This window comes from Nostoc sp. ChiQUE02 (assembly GCF_034531305.2).
GTDB lineage: Bacteria > Cyanobacteriota > Cyanobacteriia > Cyanobacteriales > Nostocaceae > Nostoc.
Map to the genome: position 1 here is coordinate 71,666 of NZ_JAVRBN020000020.1, position 18,241 is coordinate 89,906.

The 18,241-nt window shown below is 41.8% G+C and carries 13 protein-coding genes and 1 pseudogene; 5 read left to right on the forward strand and 9 right to left on the reverse strand.

Translation table 11 applies throughout. The features are described from left to right. Positions 1–142 precede the first annotated feature (142 nt). Positions 143–625, forward strand: a complete 483-nt coding sequence (locus RM347_RS20715) for a cupin domain-containing protein (RefSeq protein ID WP_163937094.1) — start codon at positions 143–145, stop codon at positions 623–625. A 215-nt stretch (positions 626–840) separates the two neighbouring features. Here the strand turns inward: RM347_RS20715 and RM347_RS20720 are convergent, their stop codons facing one another. Both RM347_RS20720 and RM347_RS20725 read right to left on the reverse strand, forming a co-directional pair. After that, positions 841–2,676, reverse strand: coding sequence for a PAS domain-containing sensor histidine kinase (locus tag RM347_RS20720; RefSeq protein WP_416211925.1), 1,836 nt, complete (start codon positions 2,674–2,676; stop codon positions 841–843). An 87-nt stretch (positions 2,677–2,763) separates the two neighbouring features. Continuing rightward, a complete protein-coding gene (locus tag RM347_RS20725; RefSeq protein WP_322720217.1) occupies positions 2,764–5,382 on the reverse strand; it encodes a sensor histidine kinase in 2,619 nt (872 codons plus the stop codon). A 335-nt stretch (positions 5,383–5,717) separates the two neighbouring features. On the opposite strand from RM347_RS20725, the gene ada reads away from it, so the two are divergent. Both ada and RM347_RS20735 read left to right on the forward strand, forming a co-directional pair. Continuing rightward, positions 5,718–6,803 (forward strand): bifunctional DNA-binding transcriptional regulator/O6-methylguanine-DNA methyltransferase Ada, encoded by a 1,086-nt coding sequence (gene ada, locus RM347_RS20730; RefSeq protein WP_322720218.1) that lies wholly within the window; start codon positions 5,718–5,720, stop codon positions 6,801–6,803. Beyond that, positions 6,787–7,449: a DNA-3-methyladenine glycosylase family protein gene (locus RM347_RS20735; protein WP_322720219.1), complete on the forward strand. Its 663-nt coding sequence runs from the start codon at positions 6,787–6,789 to the stop codon at positions 7,447–7,449. The genes ada and RM347_RS20735 overlap by 17 nt, the downstream gene beginning before the upstream one ends. Here the strand turns inward: RM347_RS20735 and dapF are convergent. After that, on the reverse strand, positions 7,433–8,272 hold the full coding sequence (dapF, locus tag RM347_RS20740) for a diaminopimelate epimerase (RefSeq protein WP_322720220.1): 840 nt from the start codon (positions 8,270–8,272) through the stop codon (positions 7,433–7,435). The genes RM347_RS20735 and dapF overlap by 17 nt on opposite strands. 69 nt (positions 8,273–8,341) lie before the next feature. Between dapF and RM347_RS20745 the strand changes: the two genes are divergently transcribed. Further along, on the forward strand, positions 8,342–8,560 hold the full coding sequence (locus RM347_RS20745) for an Hfq-related RNA-binding protein (RefSeq protein WP_322720221.1): 219 nt from the start codon (positions 8,342–8,344) through the stop codon (positions 8,558–8,560). Between the two features lie 101 nt (positions 8,561–8,661). Here the strand turns inward: RM347_RS20745 and RM347_RS20750 are convergent, their stop codons facing one another. The 6 genes and pseudogenes from RM347_RS20750 to RM347_RS20775 form a co-directional block, all read right to left on the reverse strand. After that, on the reverse strand, positions 8,662–10,443 hold the full coding sequence (locus tag RM347_RS20750; RefSeq protein ID WP_322720222.1) for a diguanylate cyclase domain-containing protein: 1,782 nt from the start codon (positions 10,441–10,443) through the stop codon (positions 8,662–8,664). Between the two features lie 723 nt (positions 10,444–11,166). Continuing rightward, on the reverse strand, positions 11,167–13,506 hold the full coding sequence (locus RM347_RS20755; protein ID WP_322720223.1) for a cation:proton antiporter: 2,340 nt from the start codon (positions 13,504–13,506) through the stop codon (positions 11,167–11,169). A gap of 235 nt (positions 13,507–13,741) precedes the next feature. Beyond that, a complete protein-coding gene (locus RM347_RS20760; RefSeq protein ID WP_322720224.1) occupies positions 13,742–14,767 on the reverse strand; it encodes a glycoside hydrolase family 18 protein in 1,026 nt (341 codons plus the stop codon). A 257-nt stretch (positions 14,768–15,024) separates the two neighbouring features. Then, positions 15,025–15,352, reverse strand: a pseudogene (locus RM347_RS20765) (helix-turn-helix domain-containing protein); the annotation flags it as partial. Positions 15,353–15,501: 149 nt separating this feature from the next. After that, positions 15,502–16,479 (reverse strand): SDR family NAD(P)-dependent oxidoreductase, encoded by a 978-nt coding sequence (locus RM347_RS20770; protein WP_322720225.1) that lies wholly within the window; start codon positions 16,477–16,479, stop codon positions 15,502–15,504. Positions 16,480–16,495: 16 nt separating this feature from the next. Continuing rightward, positions 16,496–17,389 (reverse strand): hypothetical protein, encoded by an 894-nt coding sequence (locus RM347_RS20775; RefSeq protein WP_322720226.1) that lies wholly within the window; start codon positions 17,387–17,389, stop codon positions 16,496–16,498. Positions 17,390–17,941: 552 nt separating this feature from the next. On the opposite strand from RM347_RS20775, the gene RM347_RS20780 reads away from it, so the two are divergent. Next, positions 17,942–18,160, forward strand: coding sequence for a hypothetical protein (locus tag RM347_RS20780; RefSeq protein WP_322720227.1), 219 nt, complete (start codon positions 17,942–17,944; stop codon positions 18,158–18,160). The last annotated feature ends 81 nt before the right edge of the window (positions 18,161–18,241 follow it).

An 18,241-nucleotide genomic window follows, 5' to 3' on the forward strand; every position in this document is an offset into this window, starting at 1 on the left:
CAAATAGAAGCGTAGTTTACCGCCGTAGGCATCGCTTCTGCTGAGATGGAACCCTTGAACCAGTTTTAACTTCCGTCTTAATTCATCTTTAAGCCCTTTGCTTGTTCACCATCAAATTTTCTTAGCACCTTGGTATCAAGAAATGGAAAAGTATTTAGTCACCAAAGAAGAGATTGAGTCTTATGAAGGACTAGAAAAAACACATTTTCTTAACTCCAATGCTCGCAGACTGAATAAGTCTTTAGGAGATTTGACAGGTTTAAAAAATATCGGTTTCCACATCATTGAAGTAGAGCCTGGACGTGAATCAACGGAGCTTCACATGCACTATCACGAAGAAGAGTGCGTATACGTTCTTGAGGGAGAAGCTGAGGCAACAATTGGAGAAAGCATTTATCCAGTGAAAGCAGGAGATTTTATTGGATATCGCGCTGGTGGTAAGCCGCACAAGCTGAAAAACACGGGCAATTCTATATTTAAATGTATAGTAGTTGGTCAAAGGCTAGACCATGATATCGGTGATTATCCAAATTTGCAGAAGCGTATATATAGGAGCAAAGGTTTAAAGTGGAATCTGGTCGATATGGAAAATATAGCTGAACCAGTAGCAGGTAAGAAGGCATAACAGGTAGAATGCATTTCCTCAATCGAAACTTCGATTACCCGCGCCTCACCATCTCACAAACTTGAGTGCTGTGAAATTTCCTGTCTGGTTGTACTCTCCTGGCTTTTGAGCCTCAAGTTTTTAAAGTTACTGCGTAACGTAGGGTAAGTTAATTTTTGCAGGTCGATGCAACAAAGGCGCAGGTCGATGCAACTAAGGTACAAGTTGACTAATAGTTAGCTAATAGGTAATGTAAACCAGAAGGTTGCGCCTGTATCCAATGCGCTGTTTACGCCAATTTCGCCGCCGTGAGCATGGATAATTTGCTTACACAGATACAACCCCAATCCTAAACCTACAGAATTGCCGATACTAGCACCCCGAAAGTAAAGGTCAAAAAGCCGATCGCTTTGTTGTTGACTAATTCCCACACCGTTATCACTAACAGTACAATAAATTTTGTCATCCTTACGGGTAGCGTTGATTGTCAAGACCAATCCAGGAGGATTATGTTTCAGAGCATTGACAATTAAGTTAGAAAAAACTCGCCATATTTGGGTGGGATCAGCATTCACTAATGGCAAATCTGCGGACACTAGATTTGTCAGCTTGGCTTGATTTTGCTCTAGCAATGGTTCTAAATCAGCGATCGCAGCTTCGACAACTCTCAGTAATTGTACGGTTTGACGTTGTAAAACAACACCTTGAACTTCGCTGACATGAGCTTCCATCAACGAATTAATTAAGTTCAGTTGGCGATCGCTACTTTGAATCATCTGCTCTAAAATTGAGCGGGGAACAGAGATTGGGGATTGGGAAGAGGCAGAGGGGCGGGGTGCTCTTAGCAGAGGGGAAAATTCTCTCCTGCTCCCTGCTCCCTGCTCCCTGCTCCCCTGCTTGTCCCCCATTCCCTCACTATTGAGCAAATTCTTCAGCACCATTAAAGTACCCAGCACTGGGTTGCGTAAGTCGTGGGAAACTGCATGGAAAAATACTCGTAGTTCTTCTTCAGTTTGCTTGCGCTGGGTAATGTCTTCAATCAAACCCTCGTAGTAAAGTAGTTTTCCCTGTTCGTCACGCACTGCGTAGGCTTTTTCCGAAATCCAGACAATACTCCCATCTCGGCGATAAATTTGAGACTCGAACTCGGAAACGCTGCCATACTTCTCCATTAGGCGCACAAATTCTGCCCGGCGGTTGGGATCAACGTACAATTGTTCAATATCAGTGAAATTTGCTGTCACCTCTTCCACTAAGGAGTAGCCATAAATTCGTGCTAAAGCAGGATTTGCCGTAATGTAATGTCCATCGGGACTGCTTTGAAAAATCCCTTCAACAGCGTTTTCAAAAATGCTGCGATATTTAGCTTCTGCAACCTTGAGTTTTTGGTAGGCAGATTCCAGTTCTTGACGGGCGTAAAACTCAGAACGTTGCAGGCGATCGTACAAATAAACACCGATATCACATATAATACAAAACCAAAAAATGTATAAAATAAACGTTACATTATATATTTCTGGGTGTTCGGGGATTGGTGTTTTTAGCCCAAGTGCCGTATTCACACCAAAATAGTAAATTAGCACACTCACTTGAGTCAGCAAGTGAAGAATCCAGCAGACAGGCATCAACACAGCTTGGCTCAAGAATAACAGCGACCAACCAATGGTATCCGGTAGGGCGAAACCTCTGATGCTTGCAAACAACTGCGACGCTAAACTAATTGACCAAGAAGACCCCAAAAATAATAAATCTGGACGATGACGGCCTAACTTAGTTTTATGTAAGGCAAAGCAGATTAGTATACTCAAGAGCATTGCAATATTAATTACCAGGCGCTGAGTTCTAAGTACTTCTGGCAGCTGCTGCAACTCTGCAAAAGGAAAAAACAAGCCGTAAATGTCTCGCAAAGTAAAAGACAACAGACACATCAGGGCCAGCCATAACCATAAACGCAATCTCTGCCACAAAAAACGGTTACGCCAATCTCTGTAAAGAGTAGTGGTTTCATCTCTTGTTGGTGCAGAAAAGGTTTGTCTCCACCAGCTTTGCACTGTTGTAAACGGAGTAGCCATTAGCATCCGAGCAACTTTGCCCATACCTTGAGGGTGTTTCTCTTACTCAACATTGCCATAAATAACACCCTCTCATTTTTTGGTGATTTATGGGCGATTTGCTGCGGATGAAGTTGCTAAAGGTAATGTAAACCAGAAAGTTAACCCGCGCTTGCGATTACTAATAACACCGATTTCGCCGCCATGCGCCTTAATAACTTTCCGACAAAGATACATTTTTAAGCCAATGCTTGTGGAACAACAATCTTGGGGATCGCGGACATGGAGATCGAAAAGGCGATCGCACTCTACTTTACTCATTACCACGCCGTCATCTTGAATCTGAGTGCGAATCATTCCCGCCTCAACAGTGGCACTGAGGGTAAAATTTAATCCTGGTGGATTATTTTGCAAGCTATGTGCAATTAAATTTGCCAAAACTTTCTGCAACCGAGTCCCATCTGCCATGACTAACGGTAAATCGGTGGGAACCAAGTTTTTCAGAGTCGCTTGATTTTGTGTGAGTGTGGGTTCCAACTGGGCGAATGTTCCTCCCAGTAGGGTGCTAAATTGCACAGGTTCGAGTTTGATTTCAATACCCTGTTTTTCACAGGAATTAATTTCTAGCAATGAGTTAATCATTGTCAGTTGGCGATCGTTGCCTTGAATCATCCGCTCAATGATTGAGCGAGATATTGGAATTGGGGATTGGGAAGAGGCAGAGGGGCGGGGTGCGGGGTGCAGAGGGGAAAACTCTTCTCCCTTGCTCCCAGCTAAGATCTCCCCTGCTCCTCTGCTCTCCACTCCTTGATTTAACAAATTCTTTAACACCATCAAGTTACCCATCACCGAAGTCCGTAAATCGTGGGCAACTGTATGCAAAACTACATCTTTGACGCGATGCAATTTTTCAACTTCTTGCATTTTCTGCTGCAACTGTGCTGTCCGTTCTTGGACTTGGTGTTCTAAATTAGTATTGAGTTCTGCTAGTTTTTGGCATATCTGGCTTTGCTGAATGGCGATCGCTACTTGTTCTGACATTTGCTGTAACAAATCAATTTCTATTGGCTGCCAATGGCGCGGCCCGGAACATTGATTGGCAATTAACGCCCCAAATAATTCATCACCTAGCATAATTGGTACAGCCAAGCTAGCCTTCGTTTGGAATTTTTGACAGTGTGCTTTGACTTTGGGAGAGAATGCTACTTGGGTTATATCTTCAACGACACGCACAACATTATCTTTGAGTAAGTTTCTTAATTCTTGTAGATAAGCTTCATCATTAGTAGACCAACCTGAGACTGATGGATACTTGGGATCTACTGATTCAGCAAGAGTTCTGACTCCTAAATTGGTATTATTTAAACCAATAAAAACTCGATCTGCTTGCAGAAATTGCCTGACTTCCGTCACGGTGGTTTGAAGAATTTGCTCTAAGTTCAGCGAAGATCGAATTCGCACTAGGGTTTCTGCCAACAAGCGATCGCGTTGTGCACAAAGGCGGAATTGCGCTTCTACCTGTTTGCGTTCTGTAATGTCGTGATGGACTGCTAGGATCGAAGGGATACCATCCAAATCAATGACTTCGGCTGAAAGCACCGTTGTAATTATCTCACTAGACTTTTGCCGAAATTCAAATTCCAAGTTGCGAACAACTCCTGTGGCTTGCAACTGCTCTAACAAGTTTAAGCGATCGCGATCGTGTACCCAAAGATTTAACTCAAAAGAAGTTTTACCAATAGCTTCATCTCGCTCGTAACCTGAAAGTTTCACAAAACTGTCGTTAACTTCGATGAAACGTCCTTCTTGTAAGGTACTAATGGTAATTGAATCGGGGCTGCAACTAAAAGCTTTAGCAAATTTTTGGGCAAGATTTTGTAAAGCGATTTCTCCTTGTTTCCGATCTGTAATGTCTCGGACAATTGCTAGTACCTCATCTGTGCCACTCACTACCAACCGTGCCTCATAATCTCTCACTCCCAAAGGCGTTGGTAGATGATATTCACAAGTTTGCAAAGTTCCAGAATCTAAAGTTTTAGCGATCGCTACTTGACTAATCGCCGCAACATCACTAGGCAATAACTCTTGCAAATTTTTTCCAACTATTTCTTCTCTCGAAAGAGTGATATTTGCTCCTTCACTTTTCAAATCTAAATACTCGCCATCACGGCTGATGCGAAACATCAAATCGGGGATAGCATCCAAAATTGCTTGATACCGCGCCTCACTTTCTTGCAATTTTTCTTCGGCTTGTTTTCGGTCTGTAATATCCATTACCAAGCCATTCCAAAGAAAATCGCCTTCTGCTTGTAGTTCGAGTTGCGAAGTACCTTGAATCCACTTAAGTTTGCCACTAGGCGTAATGATCCGACCTTCCCAATGCCAAGGTGTAAGAGTGGTGCGACAAACAGCAATAGATTTTACAAAAGCTTTTATATCCTGTGGATGAATCAGTTTGTATAGCACCCGAAAGTCTGCCTGTACAGCTTCTGGTTCTAATTCATACAAATATTTACAACCAGAACTAACATAAGGGATAAATACAGAACCATCCTGCCGTTGCAGAATTTGGAAAATCATCCCCGGTAACTTGGCAGCAATTGTTTCCAACAGAGCGATCTTCTCTGGTGCAAAATCTGGTTTCTGCGGTGATTTTACAATTTCATCCACTCTTTGACCCTTTAATATATAAGCAATTGGCATAATATTCAAGGCAATCATAGCCATTATGAGGGATTTTTGGCTGTCGGCACGATCACTAACAGCAAAAAAAGCGCTCTACTTTCAGAGTAGTTCTGGATGCAGCGATCGCATTCACCCAATCGGGTGAACCATTGAGCAACTGGTTAAAGGTGAACAAACTTCCGCCAAGCTGCACTAGTTAGTATCAATTAACTGAAATTACTCAGACTCTGCTCCTTATAAAACAAAGATTTGGTATTAAAAATCGATTTAGCCAAATTTGATCGCAACAATCAGATAGAAACTAGTTTCTCGATACAGCTAATCTATTCTCATTTACAAGATAACTAGTAATAAAAAATATATTTAAGGAGGCATCAATGCAATTACAACAGACACCAGTCTTGGAAGAAACTCTCTGGCAAGCAGTTCTCAATCGAGACTCTGCTTTTGAAGGCAAACTTTTCTACGGTGTTCGCTCTACAGGCATTTATTGCCGACCGATTTGCCCTAGTCGCAGACCGAATCGCAATCAAGTTTGTTTTTTCCAGTCGCCACAAGAGGCTGAAATTGCAGGTTTTCGACCTTGTAAGCGCTGTCAGCCACAATCTGAAACAGTTACAAATACAGCTAAAGCGAAGGTCTTAGCTGTATGTCGATATATTGAAGCACAAATCGATCGTATTCCAACTCTCTCAGAACTATGTTCTCACGTTGGAATGAGTCCCAGCTATCTGCAAAGAATATTTAAGCAAATAATTGGTCTATCCCCCTTTCAATATGCAGATGCGTTGCGTAGCCAACGATTAAAACAGCGTCTCCAAGAAGGAGAGGAAATTGCCGATGCAGTTTATGACACGGGGTATGGTTCAAGTAGTCAACTCTATGAGAAAGCACCTAAGCAACTGGGAATGACACCAAAAACTTACCAGCAAGCCGGAAAGACAATAAACATTGTTTATGCGATCGCTCCATGTCCACTAGGATATTTACTTGTGGCAACAACACAGAAGGGTATCTGTGCCGTTAAACTAAGTGATGAAGCAGACAAGCTTGAACATATCTTGAACCAGGAATTTCACCAAGCGCACATCATTCGTGATGACCACACACACAAAGGCTGGATACAAGCAATCCTCGACTTGATTGTGGGAGATGAAACACATCTCGATTTACCACTTGATGTCCGCGGGACAGCATTTCAGAAACAGGTTTGGCAAGCATTACAAAAAATTCCCTATGGCAAAACTTGCACATACACTGATATTGCCCGTGATATTGCCAAGCCACACGCAGTCCGCGCAGTGGGTAATGCTTGTGGAGCAAATCCGATAGCGCTGATTGTACCGTGTCACCGTGTGCTGCGGAGTGATGGCAGTCTTGGTGGTTATCACTGGGGAATTGAACGTAAAGAAAAACTGCTTATACAAGAATCGAAATCGATCAAAGATGACTCAAACACCTGAACTAGAATCGCTGACTGAAGAAAGTTTGACCCGTGGTTTAATGGTGCTTGCCAATCTTGATAGCGATTTGGCTCGGATTTTAGAAACACTGGGGTCTCCACCGATGTGGCAAAGAGAACCGGGTTTCGCAACGCTTCTGTGCATAATTCTGGAACAACAAGTTTCCGTAGCGGCTGCAAAGGCTGTATTTACCCGCCTATGTGGGGTTATTGTCACTCTGACGCCAGAAAATTTTCTGATATTGGATGATGTTCAATTGAGAGGAATTGGATTCAGCCGACAAAAGATTCTATATTGTCGCGGGTTGGCGAATGCGATCGCAACTGGTCAGCTTGACTTAAGCAAGCTGGAAATAATGGATGAAACTACTATCAGAACTGAGTTAAAGCGTCTCAAAGGTATAGGAGACTGGACAGTTGATATTTATTTGCTCATGGCGCTGCGACGTCCTGATGTCTTTCCTAAAGGCGATTTAGCGATCGCGATCGCTTTACAAAAACTCAAAAACTTGGCGACGCGTCCAACACCAGTCCAACTAGAAGCAATGACACAGCACTGGCGACCGTGGCGAGCAGTAGCTGCAAGACTTCTATGGCATTACTACTTGAGTAATGCCACTGCCAAGTCAGTTACAGTTTCCCAGTGAATACCTTTTGGGCCGGGCCTGTCATGTAAACCCGTTGGTCTACTTCTGACCATTCAATTTGTAAGGGGCCACCTGGTAATTCTACAGTTGCGGTGCGATCGCATTTCCCGGTTAGCACACCAGCTACTAAGGAAGCACAAGCACCAGTCCCGCAAGCTAATGTAATCCCAGCACCCCGTTCCCACACCCGCATTTTCAAATAGTCACGGCGTACTACTTGAATAAATTCGGTATTTATGCGTTGCGGAAAAACTGGATGATGCTCAAATTTGGGACCGATGGTTTCTAGCTCAATTACTGCTACATCTTCCACAAAAGTGATGCAGTGGGGATTTCCCATATTTACACAGGTGACATCCCAAGTTTGCCCCGCCACCTCTAACGGCTGAGAAATTACTTTTTCTTCATCGGGTGCAAGGGTAGTGGGAATTTCGCTAGCGAGTAACCTGGGTAAACCCATGTCTACTTTAACTTGACCATCAGATAAGAGTTGGGGAGTCATTACCCCACCCAAAGTATGAATGCGATATGAGTCTTGATTCCGGGATTCGCCTTCTAAGTCTGCTATAAAGCCAGCTAAACAGCGAATACCATTGCCACACATTTCTGGTTCTGAACCATCGGAATTAAAAATCCGCATGGTGTAGTCAGTGCCATTTTCTCCAGGTAGGGCAAAAATTACACCATCCGCACCGATACCAAAATGGCGATCGCACAACTCGATGGCTTGCTCTGGCGTCACTACAGGCAAAGATGACGAGCGATTATCAATCAAAATAAAGTCGTTGCCTAGACCATGATACTTAGTAAATTCGATTGCCATTTTCTCAAGGATGAATTATCAAGGATTAGTTACTCTTTATTTTGCCTTGTAGGTTCATCTTTACTAAAAATGCTTACCGAATTTGACACCACTTTGCCTAGTATTATACAAGTCCAAAACCTGATTAAACAAACAACTCCAGTAGAGTTAAAGCTGCTGACTCAGGATGTACTCACAGGAAGGGTTTTATGGCAAGACCCACAGTGTATCTGTATTGCTGATGAAAACAGTCAACAAATCATTGTTTGGAAACAAGCGATCGCATACATCAAGCCGAAAGTGAGTTAGAAGTGAGGCAGAAAAATCACAGGAGCAAGGGTTTCAATCCCCATCTGAACCTCCCCCTGCTCCCCTGCCTCTTTTTGAACCTCTATTCCTGCCCACCGGACTTACAGTTTTGCAGCACAAACCCACCGATTGCGTCCTTGTTCTTTAGCTTTATACAAAGCTTTATCGGCTGCGTTAATCAAGTCTTGAGCTGAACTTTTATCTGTTGGTTTTTGAATTGCAACACCTAAACTGACGGTCACAAAACATGGAAAGTTATTCTTCATGTGGGGAATCTTTAATTCTTGAATAGACTTTTGAATCAACTTAGTTACTTTAATCGCACCTGATTCGTTCGTATTTGGCAAAATAACAATAAATTCTTCACCACCATAACGAGCTAATAGATCGGTAGGCCGCTTTAATACAGCTTGTGCTGCACGAGCAACTTGTATTAAGCATTCATCCCCAGCTAAGTGTCCATAAGAATCGTTATAATCCTTGAAATGATCAATATCAAATAGAACTAAAGATAAATAATTTTCAGTTTGTCTTAGTCGATTCCATTCCTGCTCTAAAAATTCATCCAAACAATGACGGTTTGCTATTTGGGTTAGAGCATCTAGCTTACTCAGTTTTTCTAGCTGAGAATTTGCAAGTTCTAAAGCATGGTTCGTTTGAGAAAGTTGATTAGCTTGAGAGCGGGATTGCTCTAATAATTCGGAATGTTCTAAAGCTACATTAAACTGAGCTGCTAACTGTCGGATAAATTGAATTTCAGAGGTTTTCCATTCGCGTGAACAATGGCACTGATGAACACATAGTAATCCCCATAAAGTTTTTCCTTTCATTAGAGGTGCAACAATTTGTGCCTTGATTTGAAATTGCTCTAACAGTTGAAGGTGGCAATCCTTTAGCCCAGCTTGGTAAACATCTGATAATACCTGTATACGCCCTTGCTGATAAGCAACTGCATATTTTTCACCAAAACAATTATCCTTCACCTTTATGGCGATCGTAGAATCGTAGTCAGGCAATACATTCTCAGAGACAAATTCCCCAGAGGTATAGTTCGATTCTGGGTCAAATCGAAAGATACTGACGCGATCAGTACGGAGAGCCTTACGAATTTCTCGTACAGTAGTCTTAAACAATGTGTCTAGATTCAGAGATTCACGAATTTCAGCAACTAAATTAAACAGAATATCCTGCTGCTGATTCGCTTTATACAGTTCCGCTGCTTTTTGTTCTGCTTGAGCTAAAAATTCTGCTTGTTTAACTGCAAATCCTAACTGCGTTGCAATCTGAGACAGAAACTGAATTTCTAATTTTTTCCATTCATGTAGCTGTGAGTGCTGATAAGCAGCAAGCACTCCCCACAGGTTTTTACCAACAAAAATTGGTGCAGTTGCATAAGCTCGAATATGGAACTGTTCTAAAATTTCTAAATGGCATTGAGACAAGCCTGCTGCGTAGACATCTGAAATAACTAAAGTTTCATTATTACGATACCGTCCGCCTTGATTTTCTTGTAGATAAGAGTCATTCCAAACTGTATTTTTTCCTAATGTCTCTACATCATCCCATCCAGTTTCTGCAAACTCAAAGTCGCTGACAAATTCTCCACCCCAGTTTTCATAGAAACGATAGACGGCAATCCGCTCGACGCGGAGTAACTTGCAAGTTTCCTTAGTGGCTGTACGAAAAATTGTTTCTAACTCAAGAGAAGCTCGGATTTTGCTAATTACTCTGTAAAGCGCCCTTTCTTGCTCTTCTAGCTGCTGAATTTGAACGTGTTTATCATGCAGTTGAGTTTCTAAATTACTAATACTAGGCTGTCCTAAAAGCTTACAGAGTAGATTAGCAGATACCTTCGTAATTATATGGAAACTTTTGTCCAACATTATAAGTATAATTTCAGTAATATTTTAAAGATGAAAATTGACAGCTAAAACGATGTAAAAACGTAACTTTTTGTAATTTATAACCATTATCACGTAAGGAAGTTCCGTGGTCGCTTCTCTCCATCTGACCTTTTGCCATTAAGTCTTAAAAAGCTTGCTCACAAAGGATTTTTGATAAAGCACAGCATATACAGTACAGTAATTATTATTATCGCCAATGTCTGTGACAGCTTAAATAAGAGATAAAAAAGTATTGTAATGACAGAATAAATTTGTAAAAAGTAAAGCTCAATTCTTAGGTAAATTCAATTATCAAACAAGGTCAGTAGACCGAAAAGTTCTGCGATTGACAAAGATCAAGCAGATGACCCTATTAATTACTTTGCTGCTAAAGAAAATCAATATTTAGAGTTGTCAAAGCCAAGAGGTCTAGTCTTCAAGCTTGATTTGTCCCTTTTCCCGCATCCACTTGACAATAGTGCAATTACCTTAAGCTCTCATGGATGGGCTGTTACCAAAACTGGGCTGCAAATTGCTCAATAGATTGATGATGTCCGCATCGGAGACAACATCTAGGAGCTTGGTATTATCAAAAGCTACATTATCCTAGAAGAATATGATAAAGCATTCCAGATAGCCAAGTCACTACCATCTGAAAGGCACGATCGCTGGATTGAACCGCTTACTTGCGCTAGTCGATTATCAACTAGGGAGTCTTAAAGCTTAATCAGTGCCACTATCGGCAGGCAGAAACTCTTTGAGCGCTTCTGCCTCACCAGCTTTCACCACTGGGATAGAAAGGGGTACTGAACTAGCGATCGCAAATAACTGTTCTATTTGACTCAGACCTGTCAAGCCACCACATAATAATACTTGGTCGCCAACTCGCAAATCCATGCCGCCATCAGGATAGCGAATAAATTTACCATCGCGCCGGATCGCCTGTACCTGTACTCCAAATTGCTTGGCGATATTTAAATCTGCAAGGGTTTTACCTAGTGTTGGCGCATCTGCATTGACTGTAACCCACTGACAAGCACTATTTTCTCCGGGAACAGCCGCTTGTCCCTTAGCGAATTCTGCCAGAGCTGCCAATTCTTCATCTGCTCCCACTACCAGCAAGCGATCGCCTTTTTCCAATCTGGTTTGATTATTGGGATAATCGATTTCATCGCCGTTAGCGCGACGAATTGCCATCAAACTCGCTCCTGTTAAGTAGCGCATATCTGCCTCTTCTATACTCATACCAATTAAGGGCGAATCTGCTGGGAGAGGATACCAGCGCTGATTTAAATCGCGAGTGGCTTGGCGCAAATCACGAGCAACTTCAGTTGCAGAACGCTCTGGCCGCAAATCTAAATAATGATCGTTGCGGATTTGCTGCATTTCCCGTTGGACGATTGCCGTCGACAACAAGCCTAAGCCAGTTAATAAATAGGTTGCCATTTCTAAGCTGGCTTCAAACTCTGGCTGTACCACTTCTCTAGCTCCCAATTGATACAGTACCTCAATATTTTTATCCTGGGTAGCACGGACAACTAAATCTAATTCTGGGCGCAATTCTAAGGCGCGTTTCAAACAAAGACGAGTACTCATCGGGTCAGGGAGTGCGATCGCCATTCCTTTGGCATGATTCACTCCGGCGGTTTCCAAAACATGTAAACTCACGCAATTGCCATAGACATAAGATACTCCAGCCTCACGCAACTGCTGAATTCTGCTTTCTGATTGGTCGATTACTACCACAGGCAGGTCGTGTTGCAGCAACAACTTCACCAAATTTTTGCCGACTCGCCCATAACCGCAGACTACCACATGGTCTTTGAAGGGCAAATCTTCTGATACATCCAGTGCCTCTTGTTCTTCTAAGTACGGTTTCAACCAAGGCATTGATTCGGCAAAGTTAAATAAAAATGGTACTAACCGCAAGACAAAGGGAGTCAGCATGAGAGTAACTGCGGTGGTTCCCAAAATTAATAAGTATATCTGTCGAGATACCAGCCCCAAAGACTGCCCTTCACTGGCGAGAACAAAGGAAAATTCCCCAATTTGCGCCAATCCCAAACCGGCGATTATGGCTGTTTTTAAGGGGTAGCGGAACAGCTTTACTAAGGGCGTGATAATCAAGAATTTACCTATGAAAACTAGTGCTACCAGCCCCAAAATTAATTCCAGGTTGTTCCACAAAAACACTGGGTCAATTAACATCCCAATGGCGGCAAAAAATAAACTGGCAAATATATCTCGCAGTGGTTCGACATAAGTTAGGGTTTGATCGGCGTACTCCACCTCAGAAATCATCAAACCAGCGACAAATGCCCCCATTTCAATGGACAGCCCCAAATGCTCTGTCAACAGGGCAATGCCCAAACACAAGGCTACAACTCCTAATAAAAATAGTTCTCGGCTTTCGGTGCGGGCTAACAGTCGCAACAAAGGCGGTATCAGCCACATCCCCGCAGCTACTGCACCAGCAGCAAATAAAGCAATCCACAGTAGGGCTGTTAGCACGGCGATGCCAATAGTTTCTGCTGGTTGGTTGAGGGCTGGTAGAACTGCTAACATCAGTCCCAGTGCCAAGTCTTGGACTACCAAAATCCCCAACATCACTTGTCCGTGAGGCGTTTCTGTTTCATTGCGTTCCATCAAGCACTTAAGGACAACAGCTGTGGAAGACAAGGATAGAATACATCCCAAAAACATCCCCTTAGCAGGTAAGGTTCCCCAGGCCCCGCTCAACCCACATACCACAACTGTTACCAAAATTGTCAAAGCAATCTGGAGTCCACCTCCACCAAGAGCGATCGCTTTTACCTTCTTGAGTTCCGCAAAAGAAAATTCTACACCCAAGGCGAATAACAAAAAGGCGACACCAAACTGTGCCAGAGTCTCTACTTGAATAACTTCTTTAATCAGTCCCAGTCCGGCTGGCCCAATAATCATCCCGCCAATGAGATACCCTAGCAACACGGGTTGTCGCAAAAGTGCCGCTAATAATCCACCACAGGCTGCAACGCCCAAAACTAAAACTAAATCAACAATTAGCCTAAAATCTTCTTGCACCAGTTTTAAAAGAACTATTTATTAAGACCTATCAATTCAGGATACAAAGTTTTACGATCTCAAACAGCTTGTTTGGTGAACGGACAACAAAATTTGCACTAGTTAAGCAGTAAATATCAAGCTTTTTGAAGTTAATTTGCAGTTTGTGACATATATCTTGGTACAATGCCAATTAGTACTAATTTTCGTAGACATTAGAGATGCTAAAACCTATAATTACAGGTCGTTACAGCTACTAATGTATAGAGATTCCAGTTTTCTGTGAGCTAAATAGTGGCTGCTGGCAATTACCAAGCAACAAAACTTGACAGGCTGTTTTAGCTATCATTTCAGCAGTCGGGTTATCCCTTGATGGTGTTCCCTCTACTTGCTTTTGTAGACTCCACAGCATCAGCCCAGCGGCGTTCCTGTTAATAACAATTTGTGCAACATCACGAACCTTTGCTAGGGTGTAAACATTTCCCCCCCAAGCTTCTGGTGGTACTTGCACTCCCATAACTACTTTTCCTTTGAAATAATTTTGATAAGCTGCTAAGGTTTCTTGAAGGTTGTAAGTAGTCCCAGCATTATAGGACATGATATGCAGTTGGTCAATCATTTTACCTTCAGGTGAACGCAGTAAATTCAGCGTCATACCTGTCTTCTCACCTTGCGGTTGAGCATTTGCCCATTGTCCTTCACCGTAAGCACCGATACTCCATACCGCAACTGTTACTAAGTAATGCTCGGGCAGAACTTGGCGAATTTGCCTGACAACGCAACGGAACTCTGCATCAGATGTACAAGAAACCTTACCATTTGATGATAAACACTTGACATTGGTAGGCTCGTAATCAATATCAACCCCGTCAAATCCAAAATCTTTGACGATATTAGCAATGGCTTGAGGATTCATCTGAGCAAAATTTGTGCCAGCCTGTCCACCTACTGCCACTAATACTTTAGTTTTAGGATTATATTTTTTTAACAAAGTAATTGCATCTTTCACTACTTTGCCATCTGCCGAAAATTTTAACCCGGTTCCAGCAAAATTGTAGCTACCCTTTGTATAAGTTGCATCAGGCTGTATGAAAGACACAATTACCGTATTCACATAGGGAGCTATATTTGCTAGTTGCATCTGTTGTGGATTACTTGTCCATTGTTCTGACCAACTCTGGTAGTAGCCAACAAAGGTTTTTTCACTCTTTTTAGCGAATGCTAAACCAATTTCCCCAGAACCTGACAATATTAAGCAAAAATAGACAGTGCTTAATGACAAAAATAAAAAATATACAAACTTCGTCAAGAATAATTTTTTATCTATTTTTAAACAAACAAGTAATCGGGAAGTATTTCGGGATAAAATTTTTGTTATCATCTAACAAATTCCTCATAGATAATTTAATCATAATAGGTAAAACCCCAGGGGCTTTAATAGCAACAAAAAAAACGTGATAATATTGAGACATTTTATTTCTCAGCAAGTTTACTAAGTTCACCGATGAAAATATAGGGAAGTAGGAAACTCCCCTACGACATAAATACAACTAGCTTTCCAGACTCTATTTCAGCTCGTCGCTCTGACAATAACTCACAAATCTCTTTTTTTTTAAGGCTACCTTATCTGAGTCATATTTGGGATTATGAGCTTGAGTTTTTTTCCAACTAATACGTGCTTCGTTAAATAATTCGTAGTAGCTTTGCTTTGACTCGAAAGCAACTCCATACTTGGATCAATATGGTACTCTAATTCATTAAGAGTCCATAATTCTTTTGTTAAGAGCCATTCGGTTATCTCTACACGTTGCTGTTGGTATAAAATTCCAATACTTCCTTTATGTGCTAGCTTTAGACCCTCAACTCCATGAATTTGACTTTAATCTAAAAATTAGGATTTGGCAGAGCAAGGGCATGGGGTATTGGGAGTTTTGAGGTTGTTCACGAGTATCAAAGACTCATTAACGGAGTTAAAAGGTGGATGAACCGAGTTTTCTAACACCTGCTAAATGCCCATTAAATTTTAGGCGAACTGAGGGCATTCAATAATAGCAGTGACCACGGCATTTTTATATCGGGTATGAGCCATGAGTAGTTTCTCAGTAAAGGTAATGCAGCCGGCAGTACAAAACGTAGAGAGCGTAGGGATGCAGGACGATCGCCATTTTCATCGACAATTCCATATTTATCAGCTAGTTCGGCAACAATCTGCACACGTCCTGTACGGCGCATTAAATTTGGTTCACAAGCAAGTGCAGCGATCGCTCGTCCAGTTAATAAGGGAGTTTCCCAGTTGTAGCGATCGCTCAAGAATGAGTTTTTTTGGTCAGTAGCATTGGTTTGATTCATTTCCGAAGCAAAACGGGAAAAAAGCTCAGTACCAACAATACCTGGCCAAATTGAAACAGAAGCGACATTATGGGGTTTTAACTCAACAGCCATATCAGCAGCTAGGCGATCGCAAGCTGCTTTCCCAACACCATAAGCTGTATTAAAGATATAAAACATACTACCCCACGAGGAAATGGTGCAAATTAGTCCAGAGTTACGCTTAGTCATCATCCGAGCAGCAAAAACACTTGCAACATAGTGGCTACGCAGACCAACGTTGTTGCTAGCATCCCAGAGACTTGGTTCACAATCCCAAAAAGGCTGCCCATAAGCGTCTTTTAATACCTGAACTCCTGAGTAAGCATTATTTACCAGTAGGTCAAGTTGTCCATCCTGCTCATCTTGAATGCGATCAAAAAGCAAACGCACCTGCTCATCATCACTGTGGTCTACTTGGACGGGAATGCATACACCACCGACTTCCTGAATAGCTGATTGAGTTTCAGCAAGACTCCCTGAAACCCCATTACTGGAAGAGTTGTTGAGACTGCGTCCCGTGATGTATACAGTTGCACCTGCTTCACCAAGACCAATGGCAATTCCCCTACCAATTCCCCGCGTAGCACCTGTGACTAATGCCACTTTACCTTCAAGATGTTTCATGAGCGCTCATTTGTGCCTAATCTTTTACCGTTAAATATTGATTATTACAATATTCTTTTGTAGCTGTGACTGAAACAACTTCTACTTCTATCGGTTTTTCTTTAGTTCCGTTAATGAGAAACTCACTAGCTCCTTCACGAGGTTTTTTCGGATTTCCCCAATCATAGGTGTAACCTAAACCTGTCCAAGGATAATGTTCTTGACTACCAACTGTATAAGAAGCTGAGTATATCTGGTTCAAAACAGGATAACTAGCAGGAACAGGTATAGGTAAAACATTACAAGTAGAATCATTAATTTCTGGATCAATACATGGTCTACTTAAATCTTCGGCTTTTACCCACATTTCTACAAAATGCGTCTTATTTGAATTCCTATTTAAAATTAAGCCTAAATATTGCTGTAACCGGAGCGCAAGCATGATGTTACCAGGAATATTTATTCCTATTCCTTTACAATTTTCACAGAATTCTTTAACTTGAGGAACGGCTGTTAACCAAGTCTGGTTTTCTATATTTTTTTTTGTACCTATTTTCCAGTCTTCTGTTGGGTTCTTCACATATTTCCAACTTGCCATCAGATATTCAACTTGACCGCCATTCTCTCTAGACTTGACTCGTGAATTACTTTTTGACAATGACCAAAGATTTTTTACCACTTTTTCTTCCCTTGGTCTTTTTGCATCCTCAATTGCTGCATCTAACTGCCTTTTCAGAGCCTTATAACTTGCAGGTTTATTTTTCTCCAGATACTCATTGACATTTGGGTTAGTTTCTGATGGTGCTAATAAATCCTTTCTGAGGTTTGACCTACTCTGTATGGGAATTTCTCTAGCCAGCAAACTGGAATATCCGACTGCCAAAAATGCACCTGTCAAACCTAAAAATACTTGAGGTTTCAATTTTTTCATCAAAATAATCCTGTGGATTTCCAACAATAGGGTAAATATCGCATCCCATGTAAATATGGGTTCAACTCAAAGATTGAATCTGATTTTATATTTACGTTTGGCTGATATGCTATTAGGCTTAATATTTTTAATTAACTTTTTCCGTATAAAAATTAATATCTAATCTATTAGGATTCATATAGGACTCGTATTTGATTTTTGAAATATACGTAGGGTGCGTTATGCCTCTGGCTAACGCACCGTCCGAAAGCTTTGGTGCCGTACTCTCGCCGATAACACACCCTACAGATACTTAGATTTTTTCAGAAATCAAATCGGATTCCTATATTTGATTTTTGAAATACACGTAGGGGAGCCAGCCGCGTGGGCGGGTTTCCCGACTTGAACAGACTGGCGTTGTGTTACGGCTTCCGTAACACACCCTACTCAGCACTCAGCACTCTCCAGTCCTGCTGGCATATCTGCAAAAGGAAGCGATCGCAGTTGAGCTACAGCTAATATTATCACCGTAGAATTGCTTATAGCTTCCAACTCTTTTTAGGTAAGTAGACCATGTCATACGGACACAGCAATGCTCATTGGTGTGCCCTTGCAAAATCTTACCAGGCAACACTAACAATCGATCGCTTGCGGAAAACATTGTTTTATCTTTTATACGAGGGGTCTGACCCTCTACTAAGCATCTGTATCCACGAGTGGGAAGGGATTTTGGTCAAGCCATGCTTGTTGGTAACCAACTTGGGCCTTGATTCACAGGATGACGCTGGCTAAACAAGCGATTAAACTATGGATAATGTCAAGCAATTGTTGCTTTTAACACTACTTACATAAATTTAATCTCATTGTTAAATC

Bases quoted from the DNA above. Each gene is read 5' to 3' on its own strand.
- RM347_RS20715 (WP_163937094.1), top strand. From the start codon at position 143: ATGGAAAAGTATTTAGTCACCAAAGAAGAGATTGAGTCTTATGAAGGA.
- RM347_RS20720 (WP_416211925.1), bottom strand. From the start codon at position 2,676: ATGGCTACTCCGTTTACAACAGTGCAAAGCTGGTGGAGACAAACCTTT.
- RM347_RS20725 (WP_322720217.1), bottom strand. From the start codon at position 5,382: ATGGCTATGATTGCCTTGAATATTATGCCAATTGCTTATATATTAAAG.
- ada (WP_322720218.1), top strand. From the start codon at position 5,718: ATGCAATTACAACAGACACCAGTCTTGGAAGAAACTCTCTGGCAAGCA.
- RM347_RS20735 (WP_322720219.1), top strand. From the start codon at position 6,787: ATGACTCAAACACCTGAACTAGAATCGCTGACTGAAGAAAGTTTGACC.
- dapF (WP_322720220.1), bottom strand. From the start codon at position 8,272: ATGGCAATCGAATTTACTAAGTATCATGGTCTAGGCAACGACTTTATT.
- RM347_RS20745 (WP_322720221.1), top strand. From the start codon at position 8,342: ATGCTTACCGAATTTGACACCACTTTGCCTAGTATTATACAAGTCCAA.
- RM347_RS20750 (WP_322720222.1), bottom strand. From the start codon at position 10,443: ATGTTGGACAAAAGTTTCCATATAATTACGAAGGTATCTGCTAATCTA.
- RM347_RS20770 (WP_322720225.1), bottom strand. From the start codon at position 16,479: ATGAAACATCTTGAAGGTAAAGTGGCATTAGTCACAGGTGCTACGCGG.
- RM347_RS20775 (WP_322720226.1), bottom strand. From the start codon at position 17,389: ATGAAAAAATTGAAACCTCAAGTATTTTTAGGTTTGACAGGTGCATTT.
- RM347_RS20780 (WP_322720227.1), top strand. From the start codon at position 17,942: ATGTCATACGGACACAGCAATGCTCATTGGTGTGCCCTTGCAAAATCT.